This window comes from Streptomyces sp. NPDC048825 (genome assembly GCF_043198355.1).
GTDB lineage: Bacteria > Actinomycetota > Actinomycetes > Streptomycetales > Streptomycetaceae > Streptomyces > Streptomyces xiangluensis.
In genome coordinates, this window is record NZ_JBICUR010000003.1 from 1 (window position 1) to 24,726 (window position 24,726).

A 24,726-nucleotide genomic window follows, 5' to 3' on the forward strand; every position below is an offset into this window, starting at 1 on the left:
GGCGTACACCGCCACGCTCGCGATACCGGCGTCTCGGCACGCCCGGGCGACACGGACAGCGATTTCGCCACGATTGGCGATCAACACCTTGCGCACGTTGGCTCCCTCTCCTTGAAACAAGCCGAGTTTAGGGACTGCCGACACGTCGTTTCGACCCATCCCCGGTGGTGAGCTTGCCCACACGGAGCGTGATACGAGGTCCGCTCGCCCGCGAAATCCCTTGTCGCACCGCGGTACGCAGGGGTCTTCTCAAGAACCCTAGCCCCCTGATGTGTTCAAGGTCTCTGTGAGAGCGTGCTGCGGCCCACTCTGTTTCTTTGTGGAGTCCCTACGAATGGACCAATGAATCTTTGCCTTCACCGGATCCCTTGTCCCAGGGTTTACCCGTTAGTAGCGTTCGGGATGTACGGAACGCTACTTGGGGTAACGCAAGCCCCGCTCGAACGGCAGTCGAAAGTGGGTGGGGGCCGGTGGTACGCAGGCCGGTGGCGTGGGTGGCCGGGATCGTGCTCTTCGCGGAGGCGGTGGGCATCGCACTTGTCAACTGGTTCATGGGCGTCGTAGTCGACCGGCAGGAGATGTCTCTCGCGGGGCTCGACGCGGGCATGATGTCCGTGTCCTCGAAGATCGCGGGCCTGGTCTTCGGCCTCTACTTCGCCCTCTGCGGCTTCGTCGCGCTGCGTGTCGCCCTGCGCGACCGCGCCCCCGCCGGCCTCGGCCGCATCCTGCTCATCAGCGCGGCGGTGGTGCACGGCCTGGTCGGCGCGTTCGCGGTCGGCCTGGTGGGCTGGGGCGCGTTCGCCTTCATGATGGTGGTGTTCGGGCTGATCGTGCTGATCTTCATGGCGTACGACCGTGAGGACGGGACCGACGTCTCCGATGCGGTGCCGGGTGACGGCGACGGGCCGGGCTCCACGGTCACGCCCCCGGCACCCATGGCCTCCTGATCGGCGTCAGCTCTCCCGGGGGGTCCACAACTCCGTGATCCCGACGCCCAGTTGGGCCAGCAGGCGGCGCAGCATCGGCAGTGAGATCCCGATGACGTTGCCATGGTCGCCGTCGATGCCCTCGATGAACGGGGCCGAGCGGCCGTCGAGCGTGAACGCCCCTGCCACGTAGAGGGGTTCGCCCGAGGCGACGTACGCGGCGATCTCCGCGTCCGTCGGCTCACCGAACCGGACCACGGTGGACGCGGTCGCCGAGGCGTACCGTCCCGTCACCGTGTCGTACACGCAGTGCCCCGTCTGCAGCGTGCCCGCGCGCCCACGCATCGACTTCCAGCGCGCGGTGGCCTCCTCGGCGTCCGCGGGCTTGCCGAGCGCCTCGCCGTCCAGGTCGAGCACCGAATCGCAGCCGATCACCAGGGCGCCCTTGAGCTCGGGCTTCGCCGCCACCACCGAAGCCTTCGCCTCGGCGAGGGCGCGCGCCAGCTCGGCGGGGGTGGGGGCGGTCACGGACTCCTCGTCGACCCCGCTGACGACGACCTCGGGGTCGAGGCCGGCCTGCCTCAGCAGTGCGAGCCGGGCAGGGGACTGGGAGGCGAGGACGAGTCGACGGCGCGGCTGATCAGTCATGCGGCCAGGGTAGCGACGCGGCGGCAGGGGGCGTCGGGGAAGGGCGTCGGGGCGGTCACTGGCCAGGTGACCGCCCCTGTGACCGGCGGCGGGTCACATGACGCCGAGCACGATCATCGCGAGCACCATCGCCAACGCCATGAGAATCCCCAGCCGCCGCAACATGTCCTGCATGTCGCGCAGTTCCTTGGGCGGCTCGTTCTCGGGGTCGGACCACAGCATTCCACGATCGTGACTCCGCGCCGGGTCCGGCCGCCTGAGTACGCGTACTCATCTTGCGTAGGACGGAAATCCTCCAGCCCGAGCCCCTAGCCCGGCCAGTACGTACGCCCCCACGCCCTGGGACCGGGCGCGGGCAGCCGGCTCATCGCCACGCGTGCCGGGTTCGCCCAGGCGTCCGGCTCGCGGGGCGCGCCGGACGGGGCGGCGGCCACCGCCGCGGCGCGCGCCTGGACCACCGCCAGTGCGGCGGCCAGCTCCTCCGGGGTCGGATTACCCCGTACGACCTTGATCATGACCGCTCCCAACTGGTGCCCTACAGGGGGATGTTGCCGTGCTTCTTCGGAGGCAGTGATTCCCGCTTCGTACGCAGCTGACGCAGGCCCCGTACGACATGGGAGCGGGTCTCGGACGGCATGATCACGCCGTCGATGTAGCCGCGCTCGGCCGCCGCGTAGGGGTTGAGGAGCCGGTCCTCGTACTCCTGGATGAGCCGCTGGCGGACCTCCTCGCGCTCCTCCTCGGGCGCGGCGGCGATGGTGCGGCGGTGCAGGATGTTGACCGCGCCCTGCGCGCCCATCACGGCGATCTGGGCCGTCGGCCAGGCGAGGTTGAGATCGGCGCCCAGGTGCTTGGAGCCCATGACGTCGTACGCGCCGCCGAACGCCTTGCGGGTGATCACCGTGATCAGCGGGACGGTCGCCTCGGCGTACGCGTAGATCAGCTTGGCGCCGCGGCGGATGATGCCGTCGTGCTCCTGGTCCACGCCCGGCAGGAAGCCGGGTACGTCGACGAAGGTGATCACCGGGACGTTGAAGGCGTCGCAGGTGCGCACAAAACGTGCCGCCTTCTCGCTCGCCTTGATGTCCAGGCAGCCCGCGAACTGCATCGGCTGGTTGGCCACGATGCCCACCGGGTGGCCCTCGACGCGGCCGTAGCCGGTGACGATGTTCGGCGCGTACAGCGGCTGTGTCTCGAAGAAGTCGGCGTCGTCCAGGACGTGCTCGATCACCGTGTGCATGTCGTACGGCTGGTTCGCGCTGTCCGGTACGAGCGTGTCCAGCTCGCGGTCCTCGTCGGTGAGCGCCAGGTCCGCCTCCTCGGGGAAGGCGGGCGGCTCGCTGAGGTTGTTCGACGGGAGGTAGGACAGCAGCGACTTGATGTACTCGATCGCGTCCTTCTCGTCGCCCGCCATGTGATGGGCCACGCCGGAGGTGGCGTTGTGGGTGCGGGCGCCGCCCAGCTCCTCGAAGCCGACATCCTCGCCCGTCACCGTTTTGATCACGTCCGGGCCCGTGATGAACATGTGCGAGGTCTGGTCGACCATCACCGTGAAGTCGGTGATCGCGGGGGAGTAGACCGCGCCGCCCGCGCACGGGCCGACGATCAGGCTGATCTGCGGGATCACCCCGGAGGCGTGGGTGTTGCGGCGGAAGATCTCGCCGTACATGCCGAGCGCCGAGACGCCCTCCTGGATGCGGGCGCCGCCGGAGTCGTTGATGCCGATGAACGGGCAGCCCGTCTTCAGCGCGAAGTCCATCACCTTCATGATCTTCTGCCCGAAGACCTCGCCCAGGGCGCCGCCGAACACGGTGAAGTCCTGCGAGAACACGGCCACCGGGCGGCCGTCGACCGTGCCGTAACCAGTCACGACCCCGTCGCCGTACGGCCGGTTCTTCTCCATGCCGAAGTCCGTCGAGCGGTGCTGCGTGAACTCGTCCAGCTCGACGAAGGACCCCTCGTCCATGAGCAGCTCGATCCGCTCACGAGCTGTCAGCTTGCCCTTGGCGTGCTGCTTTTCGACGGCACGCGCCGAGCCGGCATGCGTCGCCTCCTCGATACGGCGCCGCAGATCCGCGAGCTTGCCCGCGGTGGTGTGGATGTCGATCTCTTGCAGCTGTTCCGGCTCGGACATCGGGATGGGGCTCCCTGCCTGCTCAGTGGGGACGTGGCGAGTGAGGTGCTCAGAAGGGGGGATGGCTACTCATCCGTAGCGTAGTGCGGTGCCTACCGTTCGGCAGTGCGGCGTTTACCACACCTAGTGTGGGTTGCATGACGCCGCGAGATGACTCAGATGCGAACGATGGCCGCGACGACGGGCGGGACGACGGCCGCTGGTCCGACCTGGACCGTCCGCCGCTCAACGCCACCGCGCTGCGCCGCGCGCTCGTACGGGACGGGGGGTTCTGGACCGCCGTCGAGCTGGTGTCCAGCACCGGCTCCACCAACTCCGACCTCGTCGCCCTGGCCGCCGACGGCAAAGCCGAGGAGGGCGCGGTCCTCGTGGCCGAGGAGCAGAACGCCGGGCGCGGGCGCCTGGACCGCCAGTGGACGGCCCCGGCACGCTCGGGCCTCTTCTTCTCCGTCCTCCTGAAGCCCGCCGAGGTGCCCGTCGAGCGCTGGGGCTGGCTGCCGCTGCTCGCCGGGGTCGCCACGGCCACCGCGTTGTCCCGCACGGCCGACGTGGACACGGCCCTGAAGTGGCCGAACGACCTGCTGCTCACCGTGGGCGGTGAAGAGCGCAAGGTCGGCGGCATCCTCGCCGAGCGCGCCGGGAACGACGGCGTCGTGATCGGCATGGGCATCAATGTCACGCTCCGCGAGGACGAACTGCCGGTCCCCACGGCGACATCACTCGCGCTGGCCGGATCCCCGGTCACCGACCGAGACCCGCTGCTGCGGGCCGTGCTGCGCTCGCTGGAGCGCTGGTACGTCGACTGGCGCTCCGCCGGCGGTGATCCCGCCGCCTCCCGGCTCCAGGAGACGTACGCCGCGGGGTGCGCGACGCTCGGGCGGACGGTGCGGGCGGAGCTGCCCGGGGATCGCTCGCTGGTGGGGGAGGCGGTGGCGGTCGACGGGGACGGACGGCTGGTGCTGGCCACGGGCGAAGGGGTGCAGCAGCCCATCGGGGCGGGGGACATCGTGCATCTGCGGGCGGAGGGTGAGAAGTGAACGGCGGTGCCTGTGGGGTACTCGGGACTGGCTGTTGAGACGGAGGCCGGACCGCGTCGTACGACTCTGGTGGGGGCCAAGGCGTACTGGGGCCGGCCCGCGCAGGAGTGAGCCACAGCACACTGCCGTGCTGTGTCTTCCCGGGGGCAACCCCCGGACCCCCGGCCGGAACGGCAGGCGGGCCCGCAGCGCAGGAGTGAGCCACAGCACACCTGCCGTAGAGTTGAGGCCGGTCGAAAGTGACCGTGGCAGATCGGAAGGGCAGCAGGCGTGACCGTCGACGACACGGGCTCCGGCACGGGTGCACACCCCGCCTCCGACGGTGAGCCGGCGCGCAGCGCCGGTTCCGTCGCCGGCGCGTCGGCCGCGCGGGTCGACCGGGCCGAGGCACACGACCGGTTGGACGCACACGTGGACGACTCCGGCGACGACCACGACCCCCTCGCACTCCGCCTGGAGCAGCTCATCCTCGGAGCCGAGCGGCGCTACACCCCGTTCCAGGCGGCCCGCAGCGCGGGTGTCTCCATGGACCTGGCGTCACGTTTCTGGCGGGCCATGGGCTTCGCCGACATCGGCCAGGCCAGGGCGCTCACGGAGGCGGACGTACTCGCGCTGCGGCGGCTTGCCGGTCTGGTGGAGGCGGGGCTGCTGAGCGAGGCCATGGCGATCCAGGTGGCCCGTTCCACCGGCCAGACCACCGCCCGCCTGGCCGAGTGGCAGATCGACTCCTTCCTGGAGGGCCTGACCGAGCCGCCCGAGCCGGGCATGACGCGCACGGAAGTGACGTACCCCCTGGTCGAGCTGCTGCTGCCCGAGCTGGAGGAGTTCCTCGTCTACGTCTGGCGGCGCCAGCTCGCCGCCGCGACCGGCCGGGTCGTGCAGGCCGCGGACGACGAGGAGATGGTCGACCGCCGCCTCGCCGTCGGCTTCGCGGACCTTGTCGGCTTCACGCGCCTGACGCGCCGCATGGAGGAAGAGGAGCTCGGCGAACTCGTCGAGGCCTTCGAGACCACCTCCGCGGACCTGGTGGCCGCGCACGGGGGCCGCCTGATCAAGACCCTGGGCGACGAGGTGCTGTACGCCGCCGACGACCCGGGTGTCGCCGCCGAGATCGCCCTGCGCCTCATCGAGACCATGGCCAATGACGAGACGATGCCCGAACTGCGCGTCGGCATCGCCTTCGGCACGGTGACGACGCGCATGGGCGACGTCTTCGGCGCGACCGTGAACCTCGCCTCGCGGCTCACCTCGATAGCCCCTCGGGACGCCGTCCTGGTGGACAGCGCGCTCGCCGAGGAGCTGACGCGCACAGGTGACGCGCCCGCTTCCGAGGCGGAGGCCGCCGAAGCGGCTGCCGCGGCGGAGAAGGAGGGTGAGGAGCCACCGACGTACCGCTTCGCGCTCCAGCCGATGTGGCAGCGCCCGGTGCGCGGTCTCGGCGTGGTCGAGCCGTGGCTGCTGAACCGCAGGGTCTAGCCGGGGCTGTCCAGGCAGAGGGCCACGATCGGTACGCACAGGTCTGGGCGGTCGGGGTCTGGGTCTGATGTCGGTGGCCGGGGTGTCGGGGTCGACGGCTTTTCGGGGGCGGGCGGCTTCACCGGCTCGGGTGCTGCGGTCGGGTCGTCAGGGGCGGCGGTACGGGAAAACGCGGGTGGCGTCGCTGCGGGTGTGATGGTCGGACGTGAGGCCCGCTCGGGCCCGGAGCCGGCGCTCGGAGGCGCGATGGCAGAGGGGGAGCGACGGGGCCTCGGGGTGCCCTCGGCCGTAGCCGACCCGGTGTCCGAGACCGGAACATGAGATTCCGTGGACCCGGCCGCCGTCGGCTCGACGTCAGCGGGCTCGATCTCGGCGGGTTCGATGTCCGTGGCCGTGACGCCCCCGTCCGTCCCGCCCGGCGGCTCCGGTGCGAGCCGCATCAGGCTCAGCGCCCCCGCCGCCAACGCCAGCCCTCCGACGGTGACCAGCATCCGGCGGGGCCGCGGCTTGCGATGACGCCCCCGAGGCCGCTCCGCGCGGGCCGCCTCGTGGACCGGTGCCTGTTCGTCCGCCACCGGCTTGGTCCCCCCGTCCCGCATGTGCTCTCCCTGAATTGAACGCACCCCCCGGCGCTGTCGCGGAGCGCAGGCTATGCGCGCCGCGGGGCGGGGCGGCGGGGTTCGGGCACGCATCACTCGAAAGGGGTCGAATGCGTGACAGTCGCGCCCGGCTTCCTCTGTTCGTCAGCGCCGCCGAGGACTACCTGGTCGAAGCCGACGGACCGGCCCACTGCCGATTCACCTGGCGCATCGGCATCACTCCGAACGCGATGGGCCGCGCCGGAGCTCCGCTCACCAAACGCCTCTCCCGCGGCTGCTTCCGCCACACGGGCCGCTATTTCGGTGCCGCCCACTCCGTCCCCACCCCGTAGCCCGGTCAGCGCGCAGACCGAGCGACCAGTCGCAAATGGCCCGTACTGTCCTCTCCGGCGTCGCCCTGCCCTTTCCCCGGGAGGCCCTCACTGGGATGATCAGGCCACGAAAGTTAACTCGCGTTAACCAGGAGGACGTCATGGCCGAGCAGAGCCCGGAGCAGCGCTATGGGGAGTTCGTCGTCGTGCGACGCCATGCGCACGTCGCGGAGCTCGCGCTCGACCGGCCCAAAGCCATGAACGCCGTGTCCACCGAGATGGCGCGGTCGCTCGCCGGCGCCTGTGACGCGCTGGCCGCCGACCGGGACGTGCGCGTGGTCGTGGTGACCTCCACCCACGAGCGGGCCTTCTGTGTCGGCGCCGACCTGAAGGAGCGGAACTCGCTCACGGACGCCGAGCTGGTGCGCCAGCGGCCGGTGGCGCGGGCCGCGTACACGGGCGTACTGGATCTGCCGATGCCCACGATCGCGGCCGTACACGGCTACGCGCTGGGCGGCGGCTTCGAGCTCGCGTTGGCCTGCGACCTGATCGTGGCGGACCGTACGGCCGTGGTGGGGCTGCCCGAGGTGTCCGTAGGCGTGATCCCGGGCGGCGGCGGCACGCAACTGCTCCCGCGCCGCGTCGGCGCGGCCCGCGCCGCCGAGCTGGTCTTCTCGGCGCGACGGGTGGAAGCCGCCGAGGCGCGGGAGCTGGGCCTCGTGGACGACCTCGTCGAGGCGGGCCGCGACCGCGAGGAGGCGCTCGCGCTGGCCGCACGGATCGCCGCGAACTCGCCCGTCGGCCTGCGCGCAGCCAAACGCGCCCTCCGCCTCGGACAGGGCCTCGATCTGCGTACGGGCCTGGAGGTCGAGGACGCGGCATGGCGTTCGGTCGCCTTCTCGGGTGACCGCGCGGAGGGAGTCGCGGCGTTCAACGAGAAGCGCTCGCCGGAGTGGCCGGGGGAGTAGGAGGCGCCCTCCGGGCGTCAAGAAACCCCTGTTCGGCGCCTCGACATCCCAAATCACCGCAAACGTCATTAACCTGGAGTAATGGGCGGTGACGATGTGCGGCTGAGGGCCGTGGTGGCGCTGGCGCAGGGCATGGCCGCCGCGCACACCCCGCAGGAGTCGTGGCGTGCGGCCGCAGTCGGGGCCTGTCATGCACTGGCCGGGAGTTTCGCCGCGCTGTCCGTGTGGGAACGGGAGCTCGGCCGGCTGCGGGTGCTCGTGAACGTGGGGGAGCGGGCGGCGGACGAGGAGGAGTACCCCGACTACGAGGCGTACCCCGTGCATCAGTTCCCGGAGATCACGGAGTTCCTGCACGAGCGGTGGGCGGCCGGCGGCGGGCCCAACGCCTGGGTGGAGACGGCCGAGGGGCCGGCCGGGGGTCGCGCCGAGTACTGCCACCAGAGGGTCGCCGCGCTGCGCAGGCGCCGGCGCGGCTGCTGTGTCGTCGCACCGATAGTGCTGCACGGCAGGGCCTGGGGTGAGCTGTACGTGGCCCGCCGGGCGGGAGCCCCCGTCTTCGCGCGCGCCGACGCCGACTTCGCCACCGTCCTCGCCTCGGTCGCCGCCGCCGGGATCGCCCAGACCGAACGCCTGGAGGAGGTCCGCCGGCTCGCCTTCACGGACGCGCTGACCGGCCTCGCGAACCGCCGCGCCGTGGACGTTCGCCTGGACGAGGCCCTCGAGCGGCATCGTGCCGACGACGCGGTCGTCAGCCTGGTGGTCTGCGACATCAACGGCCTGAAGCGCGTCAACGACACCCGGGGCCATGCCGCGGGCGACCGGCTCCTGGAGCGGTTCGGCTCGGTCCTCTCGCTGTGTGGCGCGATGCTCCCCGGTACGCTCGCCGCCCGCCTCGGCGGTGACGAGTTCTGCCTGCTGGCCGTGGGCCCGGCTGCCGACGAGGTCGTCCGCGTGGCCGATGAACTGTGCCGCCGGGCCGTCGAGTTGGAGCTCGGCGAGGGCGTCGCGTGCGGTGTCGCCTCCACCGGGGACCCCATCGGCGACGTCCGCTCGGCCCGCCGCCTCTTCCGCCTCGCGGACGCCGCCCAGTACCGGGCCAAGGCCGCCCGCGCCCCCAAGCCCGTCGTCGCAGGCCGCGAGGGTGGCCCCGAGGACCCCGTCATCCGCCTCGCCGACCGTCCCCCGCCCGAGCTGCCCGGCGATCGGCGCCGGTTCAGGGGCCGGAACCCCTAGTCCGGCCCGGCTCCCGCCCCTCTCGTCTACGGCGACGGCGACGGATAGAGCCACAGCCGCAGCAGGCGGCTCAGACGCGGCATCAGTACATACGTCAGCGTGGGCAGCAGTACCGCCGGGAAGACCACCGCGCGCAGCGGCAGCGGCCAGCCGGTCGTGTGGGGCACCAGCAGCCACTGGACCAGCAGGACCAGCGGATAGGCCGCGAGGAACGTGGTCAGCACCATCTTCCAGCGGGGCGGGGACTGCACCGTCGTACCGGGCAGGCTGAACCAGGTCTCCATCCCGGTCGTCGACTGCCGCTCGCCGCTGATCTCGGTGGCGATGCCCTCGATCCGTGCGTGCCAGTCCGCCCGCTCCCGGGACGTCAGCCACTGCGACAGCCGCTCCGGATCGGAGAAGTGCACCACCGCGTGGAAGCGGTGCCCGTCCTCGGGGCGCAGCCAGGCGACCCCCTGGTTCCCGGGGAACCGCGAAGCACTGCGGGTGATGCCATGGGTCCACCGCTCGAACTCGGCTTCCCTTCCGGGGCGTACCTTCCAGGTGAAGACGGCCGTGACCGGTTCGGTGCACTGGGTGCTGTGGTTCGTACGGAGGGCGCTGTGGTTCATACGGATCCGCGTGCCACGGACCGCGCCCCTCATGCCCCGTGCAGGGCACCGTAAGGCTCCCGCAGGGCCTTGTAAGGACCCAGCCCCGGCAGCGGTCGTGACAATTAGCGATTCACTCTCTAGGCTCCTGAATATGGATATGCATACTGTGGTGGTGGGGACGACCGGTGTCACCGCGGCCGACGTGCTCGCCGTGGCGCGGGGCGGGGCGCGCGTCGAGCTCTCCGAGGACGCCGTGGCGGCGCTCGGCGCCGCGCGCGAGATCGTGGACGCGCTGGCGGCCAAGCCGGAACCCGTGTACGGGGTGTCCACCGGGTTCGGCGCCCTGGCGACCCGGCACATCAGCCCGGAGATGCGCGCCCAGCTCCAGCGCAACATCGTGCGGTCGCACGCGGCCGGAATGGGCCCGCGGGTCGAGCGGGAAGTCGTACGCGCCCTGATGTTCCTGCGGCTCAAGACCGTCTGCTCGGGACGCACCGGCGTACGCCCGGCCGTCGCGCAGACCATGGCCGACATCCTCAACGCCGGCATCACCCCGGTCGTGCACGAGTACGGCTCCCTCGGCTGCTCCGGCGACCTCGCACCGCTCTCCCACTGCGCCCTGGCGCTGATGGGCGAGGGGGACGCAGAGGGCCCGGACGGCGTCGTACGATCCGCCGGGGAACTGCTCGCCGCCCACGGCATCGAGCCCGTCGAGCTGCGCGAGAAGGAAGGCCTCGCCCTCCTCAACGGCACCGACGGCATGCTCGGCATGCTGATCATGGCCCTGACCGACCTCGACACCCTCTACAAGTCCGCCGACATCACCGCAGCCCTCTCCCTCGAGGCGCTTCTCGGCACCGACAAGGTCCTCGCTCCCGAGCTGCACGACATCCGCCCGCACCCCGGCCAGGGCGCCAGCGCCGCCAACATGCTCGCCGTGCTGAAGGGTTCCGGCCTCACCGGTCACCACCAGGGTGACGCCCCGCGCGTCCAGGACGCGTACTCCGTGCGCTGCGCCCCCCAGGTCGCCGGCGCCGGCCGCGACACCATGGCCCATGCCCGCCTGGTCGCAGACCGCGAGCTCGCCGCCGCCGTCGACAACCCCGTCGTGCTGCCCGACGGCCGCGTGGAGTCGAACGGCAACTTCCACGGCGCCCCCGTCGGGTACGTACTGGACTTCCTGGCGATCGCCGCCGCCGACCTCGGCTCGATCGCCGAGCGCCGCACCGACCGGCTCCTCGACAAGAACCGCTCGCACGGGCTGCCGCCCTTCCTCGCGGACGACGCGGGCGTGGACAGCGGGCTGATGATCGCCCAGTACACGCAGGCCGCCCTGGTCAGCGAGATGAAGCGGCTCGCCGTCCCGGCCTCGGCCGACTCGATCCCGTCCTCCGCGATGCAGGAGGACCATGTGTCGATGGGCTGGTCGGCCGCCCGCAAGCTCCGTACCGCGGTGGACGACCTGACCCGGATCATCGCCATCGAGCTGTATGCCGCCACCCGCGCCATCGAGCTCCGCGAGGGCCTCACCCCGGCTCCCGCTTCCCGCGCGGTCATCGACGCGGTCCGTGCGGCGGGCGTCCAGGGGCCGGGCCCGGACCGTTTCCTCGCACCGGACCTGGAGGCCGCCGACGCCTTCGTGCGCGGGGGGCATCTGGTCGCGGCGGTCGAGCCCGTGACGGGCCCGCTGGCGTAGGAGTTCCGGGGGTCCCTCGGAAGGTGTGAGCGGGGGCACGCCGGCAGACCGTGCCCCCGCCGGGATCTGTGCTAGGGTTCGTAACGAAACGTTTTTGGTACCCATTAACTTTGTGCGCCTGAAAGGAATCCTCTCTCAGGCGCGTTTTGTTTTACCGGTCATTTCCGGATGGGGCCCACCTATCAGGAGAAATGACACATGGCAACTGGCACCGTGAAGTGGTTCAACTCGGAAAAGGGCTTCGGCTTCATCGAGCAGGAGGGTGGCGGCCCGGACGTGTTCGCCCACTACTCCAACATCGCCACCTCGGGCTTCCGTGAGCTGCAAGAGGGCCAGAAGGTCACCTTCGACGTCACGCAGGGCCAGAAGGGCCCGCAGGCGGAGAACATCGTCCCCGCCTAATTTTCAGGGACACGCTCAAATCGAGCCGGGGTCCGCACCTTCGGGTGCGGGCCCCGGCTCGTGCCGTCCGCGCGTCCAGCAGGTCCTTGAGGCCCGCGATAGGAAGGAATTTCCCATCAGCATGACTCGATTCGAACGCCCTGAACGACCCGCCGGTAAACGGCCGGCGAATTCTCGAGGTGCTCGCGGTTCCCGTGGCGCTCGCGGCGGGGCTCCCGCTGCCGCGAACGGCGGCGCCAGGAACGTACGCAAGAAGCCGTCGTCGCCCGCCACCCCGCCGCGGGAGTTCACGCTTCCGGTGTCCGTCACGCCCGCGCTGCCCGCCGTCGAGTCCTTCGACGCGCTGGACATGCCGCCCGCGCTGACGAAGACCCTGGCGGCTCAGGGCGTCATCGAGCCTTTCCCGATCCAGGGCGCGACCCTGCCCAACTCCCTTGCCGGTCGCGACATTCTGGGCCGGGGCCGGACCGGTTCCGGCAAGACCCTCGCCTTCGGTCTCGCGCTGCTCGCCCGCAATGCCGGCCGCCGCGCCGAGCCCAAGGCGCCGCTCGCGCTGGTCCTGGTGCCCACGCGCGAGCTCGCGCAGCAGGTCACCGACGCACTCACGCCGTACGCCACCGCCGTCAACCTGCGGCTCACCACCGTCGTCGGCGGAATGTCCATCGGCCGACAGGCGGGCTCGCTGCGACGCGGCGCCGAAGTGCTCGTGGCCACGCCCGGGCGGCTCAAGGACCTCATAGACCGCGGCGACTGCACCCTCGCCCGGGTCGGGATCACCGTCCTCGACGAGGCCGACCAGATGGCCGACATGGGCTTCATGCCGCAGGTCACCGCGCTGCTGAAGCAGGTCGAGCCGGACGGGCAGCGGATGCTGTTCTCGGCGACGCTGGACAAGAACATCGACAAGCTCGTACGGATGTTCCTCTCGGACCCGGTCGTGCACTCCGTCGACCCCTCGGCCGGCGCGGTGACGACCATGGAGCACCACGTGCTGCACGTCCTCGACGAGACCGACAAGAAGGCCGTCGCCCTGCAGATCGCGGCCCGCGACGGCCGCGTGATCCTCTTCGTGGACACCAAGCGCGGCGCCGACCGCTTCGCCAAGCGGCTGCTGGCCAACGGCGTACGGGCCTCCGCGCTGCACGGCGGTCGCTCGCAGCCCCAACGCAACCGGACCCTCGACCAGTTCAAGAACGGTCAGGTCACCGCGTTGGTCGCCACGAACGTCGCGGCCCGCGGCATCCATGTCGACGATCTCGACCTCGTCGTGAACGTAGACCCGCCGACCGACCACAAGGATTACCTGCACCGCGGCGGCCGTACCGCCCGCGCGGGCGAGTCCGGCAGCGTGGTCACTCTGGTCCTGCCGGAGCAGAAGCGCGAGATGACCCGGCTGATGTCGGACGCGGGGATCAGCCCGCGGACGGTACGGATCAAGTCCGGCGACGAGGAGTTGACGCGGATCACCGGCGCGAGGGAGCCGTCCGGCGTCCCTGTGGTCGTCGAGGTGCCGACGCCCGCGGCCGCGCAGCCGAAGTCCCGGCCGCGCAGGGGTGGTGGAGCACGGCGGGGCGGCCCGCGTCCGCGCAGCCGTAGCTAGCCGTCTAGTACGCCCCTGACGCCCCGTCCCGCTCCCGCCGCACCGAATAGACGACGAAGCCCGCGCCCAGGCCGAGGAACAGCGTTCCGCCGACCACGTACGGGGTTGTGTCGAAGCTGCCGGTGTCGGCGAGTTGCGTTTGGGCGGACTGGTCGGTGGAAGCCGAGTCGGTGGAGGCGGACTTGGCCTGCGTGATGGTCGACGTCCGCTCTGCTCTGGCCTCCGCCGCGGGGCCGTCCCACGTCGCATTGGCGGACGGGACGAACCACAGGGCACCCAGGAGGGTGCCCGCGGCGGTGGCGGTCAGCAGCGATCGACGAGCGGCGGACACGGAATATCGATCCCCTTGCGGTGCAGGCGAATTGGCCGTGAGGACCGATGCTAATGAAAGACGCGGGTCTCAGGAAAGTCACGGTACCTGTGAGCCCGGCGAACGGCCTCCGTGAGGGCACGGTCACGGTGCAGTGACGGAAGACACTGCGGCCCCGATTCGCCTGATCGGTACCGCGGCGAGGATGATGTCGCGGTGGACGACAAAGTCGTGTTGGGCGATCAAGACAAGGCTGCCCGACGCGATTTGGGGTAATCGTGACCCTGGGAGGCAACCGGAACCCGGGGTTCTGTCGTCTCAGGGGTAGCGCTGACCGACACCCGCACCAGTCGTACGACGTCGTACCGACGTGGTGTGCCCCACACCGGCGACATATGTGGAACGGAATGAATCGGTTTTAGCGTTTCTAGAAGTTACGGGGACTCTCAGGTGTCTTGGGGATTCGGCAACGATGGAGAAGCGTGTGATGACGAACAGTAAGCGGCGCAAAGGCCTGACGGTCGCGTCCGCACTGCTCGGAGGGGTGCTGGTGCTCTCTGCGTGCAGCGGGAGCGGCGACGACGGCAAGTCCGGCGCCGAGGGGGACGGCACCTCGCAGTCCAAGGTCGACGAGGCGGCGGCCGAGAAGAGCTCCGAGGCCGAAATCAAGATCACACCGAAGGACGGCGCCGACAACGCCTCCATCAACAACGCCGCCAAGGTCACCGTGAGCAAGGGCACGCTCACCGATGTCACCATGAAGACCTCGGGCGGCGACGCCGTCGAAGGCGAGATATCGGCCGACAAGAAGAGCTGGTCGCCCAGCGTTCAGCTGGAGCGGTCCACCACGTACAAGCTCACGGTCGCCGCCAAGGACTCCGAGGGCCGCACCGCCCACGAGAACGCCTCGTTCACGACCGTCTCCCCGTCCAACAGCTTCATCGGCACCTTCACGCCCGACGACGGTGCCACGGTCGGCGTCGGTATGCCGGTCTCGATCAACTTCGACAAGGAGATCACCAACAAGGAGGCCGTGCAGAAGGGGATCACGGTCACCTCCAGCAGCGGCCAGGAGGTCGTCTGCCACTGGTTCAGCACCCAGCGCATGGACTGCCGCCCCGAGGAGTACTGGAAGAGCGGCTCCAAGGTCACCCTCAAGCTGGCGCTGGACGGCGTCGAGGGCGCGGAGGGTGTCTCCGGCGTACAGCAGAAGACGGTCTCCTTCACGGTCGGCCGCAACCAGGTCTCGGTCGTCGACGCCAAGACGAAGCAGATGAAGGTCATGCGCGACGGCAAGACCGTCAAGACCATTCCGATCTCCGCCGGTTCGCCCGAGAACAAGACGTACGAGGGCCAGATGGTGATCTCCGAGAAGTTCAAGGAGACCCGGATGAACGGCGCGACGGTCGGCTTCACCGACGACGACGGCAAGGGCGAGTACGACATCGAGAACGTGCCGCACGCCATGCGCCTGTCGACCTCCGGCACCTTCATCCACGGCAACTACTGGGGTGCCGACTCCGTCTTCGGCAACGTCAACACCAGCCACGGCTGTGTCGGTCTGAACGACACCGAAGGTGCGAACGACCCGAACACCGAAGGCGCCTGGTTCTACAACAACTCGATGATCGGTGACGTCGTGGTGGTCCAGAACACCGGCGACAAGACCATCACTCCGGACAACGGCCTCAACGGCTGGAACATGGACTGGGCCCAGTGGAAGGCGGGTTCGGCGGTCTGACGGACGGCTCCGCGGGCGGCGCGGATGCGACGCGTCCGGTTCTTACGCGGTGGGCATAGACAGACGATGGCCCGCCGGGACCTCATGGTTCCGGCGGGCCGTTCGTGTTTGTGTGGGGGTATGACTGTTCAGACCGTCGAGTACATCCGGTACCGGATTCCCGAACAGCAGTCGGCTGAGTTCCTGGCCGCCTACACCCGTGCCGCCGCCCACCTCGCAGCGGCCCCCCAGTGCGTCGACTACGAACTGGCGCGCTGCGAGGAGGACTTCGAGCACTTCATCCTGCGGATCACCTGGACCTCGACCGAGGACCACCTCGAGGGCTTCCGGAAGTCGGAGCTGTTCTCCGACTTCCTCGCCGAGATCCGGCCGTACGTCGGCAACATCGAGGAGATGCGTCACTACAAGCCGACCAGCGTACGCGGCACGGGCGCGTCCATGCCGACGCTGTACGCCTGGGCGGGCGGCGCCGAGGCCTTCTCCCGGCTCACAGAGGTGTTCTACGACAAGGTCCTGGGGGACGACGTCCTCGCCCCCGTCTTCGCCGGTCTCGACCCCGAACACGCCTCGCATGTCGCGCTCTGGCTCGGAGAGGTCTTCGGCGGTCCGCCGGCCTACTCCGAGACGCAGGGCGGCCACGGTCACATGGTCGCCAAGCATCTCGGCAAGGGCATCACCGAGGTGCAGCGCCGCCGATGGGTCAACCTCCTCCAGGACGCGGCGGACGAGGCGGGCCTCCCGACCGACGCCGAGTTCCGCTCGGCCTTCGTCGCGTACGCGGAGTGGGGGACGCGGCTCGCGGTGTACTTCTCCGGTCCGGACGCCGTGCCTCCGGCTGAGCAGCCGGTGCCGAAGTGGAGCTGGGGGGCGGCTCCGCCGTACCGGCCGTAGGACTTCCGTGGCTTCCGCGGCGGGGTGCTACGCCTGGGGAGCGGTCCTGCCCGCGCGCGTGGCGTCCGTGCCCCAGCTGGCCAGCAGGCGCAGGGCCTCGGCCGACGGGGAGCCCGGTTCGGCGTGGTAGGTGATCAGCGACTGCTCGGCGTCGTCGACCATGCGGAACGTCTCGAAGGACAGGGTCAGGTCACCGACCAGCGGATGCCTCAGGCGCTTGACGCCGTGGCTCTTCTCCTTGACGTCGTGCCTGGCCCACAGCCGCCGGAACTCCTCGCTCTTGAGGGAGAGTTCGCCGACCAGGGCGGACAGCCGCGGATCGTCCGGATGGCAGCCGGCGTCCATGCGCAGAAAGCTGACCATGTCGGACTGTTTCTGGTCCCACTCCACGAACAGTTCGCGGTATGCGGGGTTCAGGAACACCATCCGCGCCCAGTTCCGCTCCTGCGGCGGCAGCTCCGCCCAGTCGCCGAAGACCGCCGCGGCCATCCGGTTCCAGGCCAGGATGTCCGAGCGGCGCCCCACGATGTACGCCGGGACACCGTCGATCGAGTCCAGCAGCTGCCGCAGCGCGACCCGCACCTGCTGGGCCCGCGCGGTGGGCTTCTTCTTGTGCTGCTTCGGCTTCGCCAGGTGCGTGAGGTGTGAGTGCTCGGCATCGGTCAGGCGCAGGGCGCGCGCGATGGAGTCCAGCACCTCCGCCGAGACGTTCTGCCCGTTGCCCTGCTCCAGGCGCGTGTAGTACGCCACGGACACCCCGGCGAGCTGCGCCAGCTCCTCGCGGCGCAGTCCCGGCACCCGGCGGTGCCGCCCGAAGTCGGGCAGCCCCACGTCCTCCGGCTTCAGCCGGGCACGCCGGGTGCGCAGGAACTCGCTGAGCTCGGCGCGCCGGTCCAGGCCGGTGCCGGGCTCGTGTGCGGAGTCGCGCTGTACGTCCATGCGTCCAGTATTCACGGCCGATACGCGGTCGTACGCACAGGAGCCTGACCCCGCCAGTAGTACGCACGGTGTGCGTACGCAGAACCGTGGTCTGGGTGAATGTTGAACTGTCAGGCAGGCTGGGTGCCGTGCCCGGACGGAAAGAAGGCAGCCGGGCACGGAACCCTCGCTAGGAGAACCCCCGGCATGACCACTGTTGCTGCGTACGCCGCACCCGCCGCCAAGGCTCCGCTGGAGCGCACCACCATCGAGCGTCGCGCGGTCCGCGAGTTCGATGTGCTGATCGACATCAAGTTCGCGGGCATCTGTCACTCCGACATTCACCAGGTGCAGGAGGGCTGGGGCGAGGCGATCTTCCCGATGGTCCCGGGCCACGAGATCGCGGGCATCGTCTCCGAGGTCGGCCCCGGCGTCACCAGGTACAAGGTCGGCGACCGCGTGGGCGTCGGCTGCATGGTCGACTCCTGCCGCGAGTGCGACAACTGCAAGGCCGGCCAGGAGCAGTACTGCGTCAAGGGCAACGTCCCGACGTACAACGGCATCGGCAAGGACGGCGAGCCCACCTACGGTGGCTACTCGCAGAAGATCGTCGTCGACGAGAACTTCGTCGTCCGTATCCCCGACGGACTGTCCCTCGACGTCGCCGCGCCCCTGCTGTGCGCCGGCATCACGCTCTACTCCCCGCTGAAGCGCTGGAACGCCGGCCCCGGCAAAAAGGTCGCGATCCTCGGCATGGGCGGCCTCGGCCACATGGGCGTGAAGATCGCGCACGCGCTGGGCGCCGAGGTGACGGTGCTGTCGCAGTCCCTGCGCAAGAAGGACGACGGCCTGCGGCTGGGCGCCGACCATTACTACGCCACGAGCGACCCGAAGACCTTCCAGGAACTGCAGGGCACCTTCGACCTGATCGTCTCCACGGTCTCGGCCCCCCTGGACTTCAACGCCTACCTGACGCTGCTGAAGACGCAGGGCGCGCTGGTGAACGTGGGTGCCCCAGAGGAGCCCATCTCCCTCAACCTGTTCTCGGTGATCGGCGGCGGCAAGACCCTCGCCGGTTCCATGATCGGTGGCATCGCGGAGACCCAGGAGATGCTGGACTTCTGCGCCGCGCACGGCATCGGCTCCGAGATCGAGCTGATCGAGGCGTCCGAGGTCAACACCGCGTACGAGCGGGTGCAGGGCAGCGATGTGCGGTACCGGTTCGTGATCGACACCGCGACGATCTGAATCGGTCGCCTCCGGTCATCCCGCGCCCATCAGCAACCCGAAGCCAGGTAGCGTCTGTTCACGTCAAACGGAAGCTCATAGGCAGCCGACTCGTGACCTTCGTGGCGGAGAGTGGGGTGGGAGCGCAGACCGAGGGGAGACGCCAGATGACGAAGCCGGCGACGGGCGACTTCGGTCCCAGCCCCGTTGGAGTTGGCGACAGAGTCGGCCCGTACCGGCTGCTCAGAAACCTCGGTGCCGGCGGCATGGGCCGGGTCTGTCTGGCCCGCTCGGAGGGCGGGCGCACGGTCGCGGTCAAGCTCATCAAGCCGGAGCTGGCTGCCGAAGCCCAGTTCCGCGAGCGCTTCCGGCTGGAAGTGGCGGCGGCGCGCAGGGTGAGCGACCGCTGGACGGCGCCGGTCCTCGACGCGGACACCGAAGCGGAAACGCCGTGGGTGGCCACCGGCTATATAGCGGGACCCTCGCTCGAACACATCGTCTCGCCGCGCGGGCACGGCCCGCTGCCCGCCCCGTCCGTACGCACCCTCGCCTATGGACTCGCCTGCGCCCTGCAGGACATTCACGGGGCCGGACTGGTCCACCGGGACCTCAAGCCCTCCAACGTCCTGATCACCATCGACGGCCCCCGGGTCATCGACTTCGGCATCGCGCGGGCGCTGGACGCGGTGCCCGGCTCGACCCTGACCAGCTCGGGCATGCTGGTCGGCTCGCCCAGCTTCATGTCGCCCGAGCAGATCAGGGACGAGCCGGTGGGCCCGGCCGCCGATGTCTTCTGCATGGCCGCGGTGCTGGCGTACGCGGCGACCGGGCACACCCCGTTCGGCGGTGGCGGCTCCGGCGGCGTGCACGCCGTGATGTTCCGCATCGCGCAGGAGGAGCCGGACCTGACGGGGATCGAGGAGCCGCTGCGGGGCCTGATCGCCGACTGCCTCGCCAAGGATCCGGCGGCCAGGCCGACTCCCGAGGAGGTGGCTGCACGGGTGCAGCCGGTGGCGACCGGCACGTCGGCACCGCCGTGGCTGCCTGCCCAGATCATCGCCGAACTGGGGCGCAGCGCCGTCGAGTTGCTCGACACGGATACGCCGGCGCAGGCGCGTCCGGCGGCAGTTCCGGCTCCGGGCGCGTCTACGCCGTCACCCGCACCGTCGCCGGCCGCGGCCACGCCGTCACCCGCCGCTTTCCCCCTGACCTGGGAGGAAACTCCCGTGTCGGAACGGTCGGAGTGGGGAACGCAGATCGTGCCGAAGCCCGACCTGGGGTCCGCGGAGTCTGATCCGGATCCGGATCCGGATCAGACTCCGTCGCCGCGCCCTCGTCGCGCGGGCAGGGGCCGGCGGGTCGCGATCGCGCTGGCGGCCGCCGCCGTGGTGGCAGGAGCCGCGTTCGCCGCGTCGGCCGCCGGTCTGCTGCCCTTCGCGGGCTCGGATTCCGGCTCCGGTGACAAGGGAGGAACGGCATCCGATGTGCCCAAGGAGTTCGTGGGCATCTGGGCGGGCGAGGTCGAGCGGGACGGGAAGGCCACCGGTCAGTACCGCCGGTTCGCCGTCTCGCCGGGGCAGTTGGGCGAGATCGTCGCCACCAGCATCAGCCTCGGCAAGAACTACGAGTGCAAGAGCGACGGCAAACTCACCGCCAAGCCCTCCGGCGGCAGCGGTACCTCACTGCGGCTGGACACCAAGGTCGTCAGCAGTGTCCCCGCGGACACCTGCTCAGCCCTCGGCGAGCACGTCCTCTCCCGGACCGCCGGCGACTCCCTCCGCTGGGAAGCGGCGGGGCGTACCGCCGAACTGCACAGGATCGAGGGCCCGGAGAAGCTCCCCGAAGCACTGCTCGGCACCTGGCAACGGCCCCTGCCCGACGGCGGCACACAGCGGATGACCATCGAGCAGAAGCCGGTGGGCAGCCCGGCCGCCACGCTGGTCTCGGACGGCGCCGACAACCACTGCGAGGCCGGCATGAACCTGGTCTCCACAGGCGAGACGAACAGCCCGATCCGGTTCGCCCCGCCCGAGGCCGACCGGACGAACTCCTCCGGCCCCTGCCGCTTCGGCCCCTCCTCCACGGTGCGCCACGAGGGCGACACACTCGTACGCGTGCTGGCTGACGGCGAGCGGCTCACTTATACGCGGGGGTGAGAGGCCGCCCACGGGTAGACGCCCCTCAGGTCACCCTTCGGCGGGCGCCAGACCGATCGGGCACGAAACGCCTGTCCGGGTGACCATCGATCACGAGCGGCTGCTCAAGATCCTCCACGATGCGAGCCGCAGGAAACCCCTCCTCTGCCAGCCACCGCGAGACGGCCACCTCAACACGCGCTTTCGGCAGCCACTCCTCCCCACGGGCCACACGCACGATCACCGGGGCCGAGGCCAGCCGGAACAACGCGTTCTCACCGAGACGGATCAACTCCGCGCCTCTGCCGTCGAGCCCCGCCGCCCGGCACGCGGCAGCCATCACCCGCGTAGCCCCCGCCGACGTGAACCCCTCTTCCGATCGAGCAGCGTCAACCGCCATGCCCGTAACCAGCTCCCCTAGTCGCGCGCGATCAACCAGCGCACGCCTGAGGGGTGACCAACCCCGACATGCACCAGCCACGGCCTTGACCGTACCCAGCATGGCGGACGAAGAGGAGACCGGGCGTGCTCAGAGCGTGTTGACCATTATCTGACACCAATCCACTTCGCAACGAATCTACGGTGGGAATTGGCCAACCACTCCCGAGTGGTGGGAAATCGAATTTCGATGAGCTAGTCATCCGTCCCACGGAACACAAAAATTCCCTCCCACGGCGACGATGAGCCTCGAATCCTGCTCTCATGTATCACCAGCGAGCAATAGAGCAGCTCATAGACTTCAGCGGCTCCGATCATCTCTTCCTTTCGGTACTCGGTCACCACGTCTCCGACCTGTGCATCTCCAGTAAGGCGACCAATAAGACGCTTGAACCAAGAAGCACCAATTGCATCGTCTGGCGCTACCGCCGCGGTTCCTCTGCAGAGATGGGCCGCCGCCAAGCTCAGCAGGCGCGCATAGAATCGCAATGATGAGTCGATATGATTATTGACGTTCCCGCGTACTTGACGATTCATGCTCATAGCCAATGCATGCCGGAGTGCTTGGCAGATCTGACCGAGATCCCTTACAGGAGAGGCGATCGTATCGTCATGCAACGGATATATTACTGGGAATACAGCCTGAGTGGCAGCGTCAGCATCCCTAAGGATCTTGTCGATGTCGACACTGCTGATACCACGCCATACTTCTACTAGGTGGGCACAATCCTTACCGTTGTTACGTACAGCGTCCAGATAGGCGAGTTTTATTGCATCACCCACTTCAAGACCAGCTGACTCGGTTACAAACGCCCTGCCTTCCGCGAGTTCCCTGGCCTGCATTCCATCTATTTCCAGGAAACCAGTTAGGATATCGAGATCTGGTGCCCATCCTGGCACCTTCCAGGGAGGTACAGATGGAACACCCTCGTCGACGCCTTCAAATCGCTCTCCGCGCTCGTGCATTTCAATCAAGTCCATGGAATCGCAATGGATCGACCCGATACCGTCCAGCCGTAGAAAGCGAGCCAATTTTTGGTCGATCGCGATCCCTGTCGGCATCAATGAGAAACGCCAATACTGATCGGCGAAGAGAGCGTCTTGAAGCCACTGAACAAAGGCCTGAGCCGCCGGTTGTGAAGTCCCTAGAACAGGAGATTCTTCCGAGCCCGCAGGATATAGGCTATTAGGCCAACCATCCGGGTGATACATGGAGACTTCAGGATAACTGTCCAAGAAGAGCTGGTATTCGAGACAACTGATAGGCGTCCTACTGACGTACAGGTCTTCACTTACCCTGGAAAAAGAACGGGCTCGCCCGAGGAGCTTAGCGGCCGCAGCTGCCCGTCTTCTCGCGGCATTATTTCGAACATCACCACCCAGATGATCTGCCATAGCAGCCCGGATGTCAGGGGCAACCTCTCGGGCCTCCTCAACACAGCTCGCAGCAAGCCCAAGAATAGCAAGATCATCTAGTCGTCCGAGACAGTAGGCCACGATAGGGCTAGCATCCGACTGTGCCGCATACAGCTTTACCGTTTCACGCCACCACGAATCCTCGATAAAGCTGACCAGCTCATCAATGAGGCCATTCTCTTTGATATGGACGGCTGCAAGGTACTCCTGAAAGGTTAGATGGCAGAACGAGAATATACCGGCTTCCCTCTCAATCACCAAGCCGCTGGAGTTCTCGACTTCCTGCAGAAAATCAGATGGAGAGATCTCTGGCGCTACGCGCTCCAAGGAATTTCGAATGTAGACGGCCGCTTCGTTGAGAGTCACATCCCGGACTCGCTCTCGCATCATTCCGTATGCGAGAGCTTGCAGAACACTCTGGCGCTTACTCGTCGATATCCTCAGGGCAACACCGCGAGCTTGGTGCCGTTTACCAAGCAGGACTTCGCATGCCTCGCTATATAGATCTATCCGGCTCCCCGGAAGGTCACCTCTGTAGAAGTGAACATTAGCGACCATGGTGAGCAAAAGTGGATTGACGGTTAGTTCAAGCAAGTCTGGCGCCTCTTCAAGGCGCCTAGTTAGCTCTCTTGCTCCGCGCTGAGCATGCAGAAGAGCTGAGTCTCTCTCTTCATAGCTTCGGATGCAAACCTCCTCATACCAGCGATCAATGAAGCTTCTTACCTGTTGTTCCGTGAATGGGAGAACTTGTACCACGGTGGCTGAGTCTATTGGATTTTCTCTGTATCCAAAGGGGCGACTGGTGAGAATAAACGAACAGTTGGGAAAAGATTGGTACTGCTTTTCAATCCAGCGGCTCACTTCTGAGCGCGCCTCGCCTGATGCGACCTCATCTAGGCCGTCAAGCATTAGGAGGAATTTCCCCGACTCCAGATTTTTTTCAACCCATTGCGGCGGCTCCTCGCCTTGAACCTCTCGCAGACTCTCCCTGATCATTTCTATTAGAGAGAACCGCTCGTCGAGAGGAGTGCCACGCATTATTTCTGTGACTGTGAGGGTCTCATCGGCTGCAGCGAATCTTTCTTTATAATCCCGCAGTGATATCAAGACAGGGATCCTGCGGGACGGGAAACCCTTTTTCCCTCTTCGGCTTGACAGTTTCAATGCGACGTGTCGAAGCAATGTTGTCTTGCCGCTGCCTGGCGGGCCAATGATGACTAGCACGCTGCCATCAGCGTCTGAACGCTTTACCCAGGTCCAGACGTCGGATGACACTTTTGGAGTTTCCAACTCGACAATTTGAAGCGGATCAGTGTTGATGCTCTGTGGAGATCGAGAGTTTAGCGAAAGATTGACGAATACGCTTTCCACGCCGATGGCAAATTCGCCACGCGTAGTCAATCCTTTCATATCGAGGTGCCGGTTCGCGGCTTGAACATAGCGCAGATAGGAACGATGATATTTAGAGACCACCCCTTGAAGCCAGATGTCTATGGATTGCGAGAATCGCACCTCCCAATCCTGTCGAACCCTCTTGAGTGCACCGGCAACAAACGCGATTACGAATAGAGTCACCTCATACAACAAGAGAAATGCAACTGAGAGAATTGGGTGGTCCTTGAGGAAGCCTGTCGCAAATGCGGCGACTGGAGCGACTAAGGCAGCGACACCTAGCGCCGCAGCCTTGGGGATCTGCGAAAATTTTGACTCCGACACGGTCGCTCCTCTGCAGCTACTTCGAATCAAGGGTAGTCTCGGGAGCTGCTTCTGGCATTACTTTGAAGGATTTTGCATCCAGGTCAATGCCCGCCACCTCCACTGCAAGTAGGTGGCGAAGGGCAGGCAGTTGGTTGAGGCGTTCGCTCTACTTGCTACTCGCCCACGGTTTGACTAGTCGCCCCGCACCAAAACCGTGAGCACGGGGCGTCTCCAACCAGTCGGCTAGCTGAACGGAAGCCGGACTTGCCGCAGTGGCGATCACCCAGGGAAATCGGCGGGTGGTCAGTCCTCCGTGGGAGCTGTGAGGC

General features: G+C 68.0%; 23 protein-coding genes and 1 pseudogene. 13 read left to right on the top strand and 11 right to left on the bottom strand.

Going from position 1 to position 24,726, the window contains the following annotated elements; translation table 11 throughout:
- Window positions 1-96 (bottom strand): biotin carboxylase N-terminal domain-containing protein (locus ACGFNK_RS08640; RefSeq protein WP_279617129.1); only part of this gene is annotated, 96 nt, incomplete at its 3' end.
- A 374-nt stretch (window positions 97-470) separates the two neighbouring features.
- Here ACGFNK_RS08640 and ACGFNK_RS08645 point away from each other — a divergent pair.
- Window positions 471-947 carry a hypothetical protein gene (locus ACGFNK_RS08645; RefSeq protein ID WP_393413300.1) on the top strand — a complete coding sequence of 159 codons (477 nt, stop codon included), beginning with the start codon at window positions 471-473 and terminating at the stop codon, window positions 945-947.
- Between the two features lie 6 nt (window positions 948-953).
- Here the strand turns inward: ACGFNK_RS08645 and ACGFNK_RS08650 are convergent, their stop codons facing one another.
- The 4 genes from ACGFNK_RS08650 to ACGFNK_RS08665 all read right to left on the bottom strand — a co-directional run bounded on the left by ACGFNK_RS08650 (window position 954) and on the right by ACGFNK_RS08665 (window position 3,708).
- Entirely contained in the window at window positions 954-1,574 is a 621-nt protein-coding gene (locus tag ACGFNK_RS08650) for a Maf family protein (RefSeq protein ID WP_388685976.1), read from the bottom strand.
- Window positions 1,575-1,667: 93 nt separating this feature from the next.
- Window positions 1,668-1,796, bottom strand: coding sequence for a morphogenic membrane protein MmpB (gene mmpB, locus ACGFNK_RS08655; protein ID WP_344391747.1), 129 nt, complete (start codon window positions 1,794-1,796; stop codon window positions 1,668-1,670).
- 86 nt (window positions 1,797-1,882) lie between these two features.
- Window positions 1,883-2,089: an acyl-CoA carboxylase subunit epsilon gene (locus ACGFNK_RS08660; RefSeq protein WP_344391746.1), complete on the bottom strand. Its 207-nt coding sequence runs from the start codon at window positions 2,087-2,089 to the stop codon at window positions 1,883-1,885.
- Window positions 2,090-2,109: 20 nt separating this feature from the next.
- A complete protein-coding gene (locus ACGFNK_RS08665) occupies window positions 2,110-3,708 on the bottom strand; it encodes an acyl-CoA carboxylase subunit beta (RefSeq protein ID WP_386353749.1) in 1,599 nt (532 codons plus the stop codon).
- A 137-nt stretch (window positions 3,709-3,845) separates the two neighbouring features.
- On the opposite strand from ACGFNK_RS08665, the gene ACGFNK_RS08670 reads away from it, so the two are divergent.
- Together ACGFNK_RS08670 and ACGFNK_RS08675 are read left to right on the top strand one after the other, a co-directional pair.
- Complete coding sequence (locus ACGFNK_RS08670; protein ID WP_393413303.1) at window positions 3,846-4,745, top strand: biotin--[acetyl-CoA-carboxylase] ligase; 900 nt, start codon at window positions 3,846-3,848, stop codon at window positions 4,743-4,745.
- 270 nt (window positions 4,746-5,015) lie between these two features.
- Complete coding sequence (locus ACGFNK_RS08675; RefSeq protein ID WP_393413305.1) at window positions 5,016-6,221, top strand: adenylate/guanylate cyclase domain-containing protein; 1,206 nt, start codon at window positions 5,016-5,018, stop codon at window positions 6,219-6,221.
- Here the strand turns inward: ACGFNK_RS08675 and ACGFNK_RS08680 are convergent.
- A complete protein-coding gene (locus ACGFNK_RS08680) occupies window positions 6,218-6,820 on the bottom strand; it encodes a hypothetical protein (RefSeq protein ID WP_393413307.1) in 603 nt (200 codons plus the stop codon). The genes ACGFNK_RS08675 and ACGFNK_RS08680 overlap by 4 nt on opposite strands.
- 110 nt (window positions 6,821-6,930) lie before the next feature.
- Here ACGFNK_RS08680 and ACGFNK_RS08685 point away from each other — a divergent pair, with 110 nt between their 5' ends.
- The 3 genes from ACGFNK_RS08685 to ACGFNK_RS08695 all read left to right on the top strand — a co-directional run bounded on the left by ACGFNK_RS08685 (window position 6,931) and on the right by ACGFNK_RS08695 (window position 9,332).
- On the top strand, window positions 6,931-7,152 hold the full coding sequence (locus tag ACGFNK_RS08685; RefSeq protein WP_393413309.1) for a hypothetical protein: 222 nt from the start codon (window positions 6,931-6,933) through the stop codon (window positions 7,150-7,152).
- A 140-nt stretch (window positions 7,153-7,292) separates the two neighbouring features.
- A complete protein-coding gene (locus tag ACGFNK_RS08690; RefSeq protein ID WP_393413311.1) occupies window positions 7,293-8,099 on the top strand; it encodes an enoyl-CoA hydratase/isomerase family protein in 807 nt (268 codons plus the stop codon).
- 81 nt (window positions 8,100-8,180) lie between these two features.
- Entirely contained in the window at window positions 8,181-9,332 is a 1,152-nt protein-coding gene (locus tag ACGFNK_RS08695) for a diguanylate cyclase domain-containing protein (protein WP_393413313.1), read from the top strand.
- 26 nt (window positions 9,333-9,358) lie between these two features.
- Here ACGFNK_RS08695 and ACGFNK_RS08700 read toward each other — a convergent pair whose 3' ends face one another.
- On the bottom strand, window positions 9,359-9,943 hold the full coding sequence (locus tag ACGFNK_RS08700) for an antibiotic biosynthesis monooxygenase (protein WP_393413315.1): 585 nt from the start codon (window positions 9,941-9,943) through the stop codon (window positions 9,359-9,361).
- Between the two features lie 139 nt (window positions 9,944-10,082).
- On the opposite strand from ACGFNK_RS08700, the gene hutH reads away from it, so the two are divergent.
- The 3 genes from hutH to ACGFNK_RS08715 all read left to right on the top strand — a co-directional run bounded on the left by hutH (window position 10,083) and on the right by ACGFNK_RS08715 (window position 13,623).
- Window positions 10,083-11,621, top strand: coding sequence for a histidine ammonia-lyase (gene hutH, locus ACGFNK_RS08705; RefSeq protein ID WP_393414373.1), 1,539 nt, complete (start codon window positions 10,083-10,085; stop codon window positions 11,619-11,621).
- 198 nt (window positions 11,622-11,819) lie between these two features.
- Window positions 11,820-12,023: a cold-shock protein gene (locus ACGFNK_RS08710; protein ID WP_003991681.1), complete on the top strand. Its 204-nt coding sequence runs from the start codon at window positions 11,820-11,822 to the stop codon at window positions 12,021-12,023.
- Window positions 12,024-12,144: 121 nt separating this feature from the next.
- On the top strand, window positions 12,145-13,623 hold the full coding sequence (locus tag ACGFNK_RS08715) for a DEAD/DEAH box helicase (protein ID WP_393413318.1): 1,479 nt from the start codon (window positions 12,145-12,147) through the stop codon (window positions 13,621-13,623).
- A 4-nt stretch (window positions 13,624-13,627) separates the two neighbouring features.
- On the opposite strand, the gene ACGFNK_RS08720 is transcribed toward ACGFNK_RS08715, so the two are convergent.
- On the bottom strand, window positions 13,628-13,954 hold the full coding sequence (locus ACGFNK_RS08720) for an LPXTG cell wall anchor domain-containing protein (RefSeq protein ID WP_388685954.1): 327 nt from the start codon (window positions 13,952-13,954) through the stop codon (window positions 13,628-13,630).
- A gap of 466 nt (window positions 13,955-14,420) precedes the next feature.
- Here ACGFNK_RS08720 and ACGFNK_RS08725 point away from each other — a divergent pair, with 466 nt between their 5' ends.
- Window positions 14,421-15,674, top strand: a complete 1,254-nt coding sequence (locus ACGFNK_RS08725) for an Ig-like domain-containing protein (protein WP_393413320.1) — start codon at window positions 14,421-14,423, stop codon at window positions 15,672-15,674.
- Between the two features lie 120 nt (window positions 15,675-15,794).
- Window positions 15,795-16,565, top strand: coding sequence for a group II truncated hemoglobin (locus ACGFNK_RS08730; RefSeq protein ID WP_393413322.1), 771 nt, complete (start codon window positions 15,795-15,797; stop codon window positions 16,563-16,565).
- 27 nt (window positions 16,566-16,592) lie between these two features.
- On the opposite strand, the gene ACGFNK_RS08735 is transcribed toward ACGFNK_RS08730, so the two are convergent.
- Entirely contained in the window at window positions 16,593-17,504 is a 912-nt protein-coding gene (locus ACGFNK_RS08735; RefSeq protein ID WP_393413324.1) for a helix-turn-helix transcriptional regulator, read from the bottom strand.
- 186 nt (window positions 17,505-17,690) lie between these two features.
- Here ACGFNK_RS08735 and ACGFNK_RS08740 point away from each other — a divergent pair, with 186 nt between their 5' ends.
- Together ACGFNK_RS08740 and ACGFNK_RS08745 are read left to right on the top strand one after the other, a co-directional pair.
- A complete protein-coding gene (locus tag ACGFNK_RS08740) occupies window positions 17,691-18,731 on the top strand; it encodes an NAD(P)-dependent alcohol dehydrogenase (protein WP_393413326.1) in 1,041 nt (346 codons plus the stop codon).
- A 146-nt stretch (window positions 18,732-18,877) separates the two neighbouring features.
- Window positions 18,878-20,866 (top strand): serine/threonine-protein kinase, encoded by a 1,989-nt coding sequence (locus ACGFNK_RS08745; RefSeq protein ID WP_393413328.1) that lies wholly within the window; start codon window positions 18,878-18,880, stop codon window positions 20,864-20,866.
- 76 nt (window positions 20,867-20,942) lie between these two features.
- On the opposite strand, the pseudogene ACGFNK_RS08750 reads toward ACGFNK_RS08745, so the two are convergent.
- Window positions 20,943-21,245: pseudogene (locus tag ACGFNK_RS08750) on the bottom strand (aminoglycoside phosphotransferase family protein); the annotation flags it as partial.
- 233 nt (window positions 21,246-21,478) lie between these two features.
- Window positions 21,479-24,415, bottom strand: a complete 2,937-nt coding sequence (locus ACGFNK_RS08755) for an NACHT domain-containing protein (protein WP_393413330.1) — start codon at window positions 24,413-24,415, stop codon at window positions 21,479-21,481.
- Between the last annotated feature and the right edge of the window lie 311 nt (window positions 24,416-24,726).

Excerpts from the sequence above, each read along its gene's own strand:
- ACGFNK_RS08650 (WP_388685976.1), bottom strand. The coding sequence starts at position 1,574 with ATGACTGATCAGCCGCGCCGTCGACTCGTCCTCGCCTCCCAGTCCCCT.
- mmpB (WP_344391747.1), bottom strand. The coding sequence starts at position 1,796 with ATGCTGTGGTCCGACCCCGAGAACGAGCCGCCCAAGGAACTGCGCGAC.
- ACGFNK_RS08660 (WP_344391746.1), bottom strand. The coding sequence starts at position 2,089 with ATGATCAAGGTCGTACGGGGTAATCCGACCCCGGAGGAGCTGGCCGCC.
- ACGFNK_RS08665 (WP_386353749.1), bottom strand. The coding sequence starts at position 3,708 with ATGTCCGAGCCGGAACAGCTGCAAGAGATCGACATCCACACCACCGCG.
- ACGFNK_RS08670 (WP_393413303.1), top strand. The coding sequence starts at position 3,846 with ATGACGCCGCGAGATGACTCAGATGCGAACGATGGCCGCGACGACGGG.
- ACGFNK_RS08680 (WP_393413307.1), bottom strand. The coding sequence starts at position 6,820 with ATGCGGGACGGGGGGACCAAGCCGGTGGCGGACGAACAGGCACCGGTC.
- ACGFNK_RS08685 (WP_393413309.1), top strand. The coding sequence starts at position 6,931 with ATGCGTGACAGTCGCGCCCGGCTTCCTCTGTTCGTCAGCGCCGCCGAG.
- ACGFNK_RS08690 (WP_393413311.1), top strand. The coding sequence starts at position 7,293 with ATGGCCGAGCAGAGCCCGGAGCAGCGCTATGGGGAGTTCGTCGTCGTG.
- ACGFNK_RS08695 (WP_393413313.1), top strand. The coding sequence starts at position 8,181 with ATGGGCGGTGACGATGTGCGGCTGAGGGCCGTGGTGGCGCTGGCGCAG.
- ACGFNK_RS08700 (WP_393413315.1), bottom strand. The coding sequence starts at position 9,943 with ATGAACCACAGCGCCCTCCGTACGAACCACAGCACCCAGTGCACCGAA.
- hutH (WP_393414373.1), top strand. The coding sequence starts at position 10,083 with ATGCATACTGTGGTGGTGGGGACGACCGGTGTCACCGCGGCCGACGTG.
- ACGFNK_RS08710 (WP_003991681.1), top strand. The coding sequence starts at position 11,820 with ATGGCAACTGGCACCGTGAAGTGGTTCAACTCGGAAAAGGGCTTCGGC.
- ACGFNK_RS08715 (WP_393413318.1), top strand. The coding sequence starts at position 12,145 with ATGACTCGATTCGAACGCCCTGAACGACCCGCCGGTAAACGGCCGGCG.
- ACGFNK_RS08725 (WP_393413320.1), top strand. The coding sequence starts at position 14,421 with ATGACGAACAGTAAGCGGCGCAAAGGCCTGACGGTCGCGTCCGCACTG.
- ACGFNK_RS08730 (WP_393413322.1), top strand. The coding sequence starts at position 15,795 with ATGACTGTTCAGACCGTCGAGTACATCCGGTACCGGATTCCCGAACAG.
- ACGFNK_RS08735 (WP_393413324.1), bottom strand. The coding sequence starts at position 17,504 with ATGGACGTACAGCGCGACTCCGCACACGAGCCCGGCACCGGCCTGGAC.
- ACGFNK_RS08740 (WP_393413326.1), top strand. The coding sequence starts at position 17,691 with ATGACCACTGTTGCTGCGTACGCCGCACCCGCCGCCAAGGCTCCGCTG.
- ACGFNK_RS08745 (WP_393413328.1), top strand. The coding sequence starts at position 18,878 with ATGACGAAGCCGGCGACGGGCGACTTCGGTCCCAGCCCCGTTGGAGTT.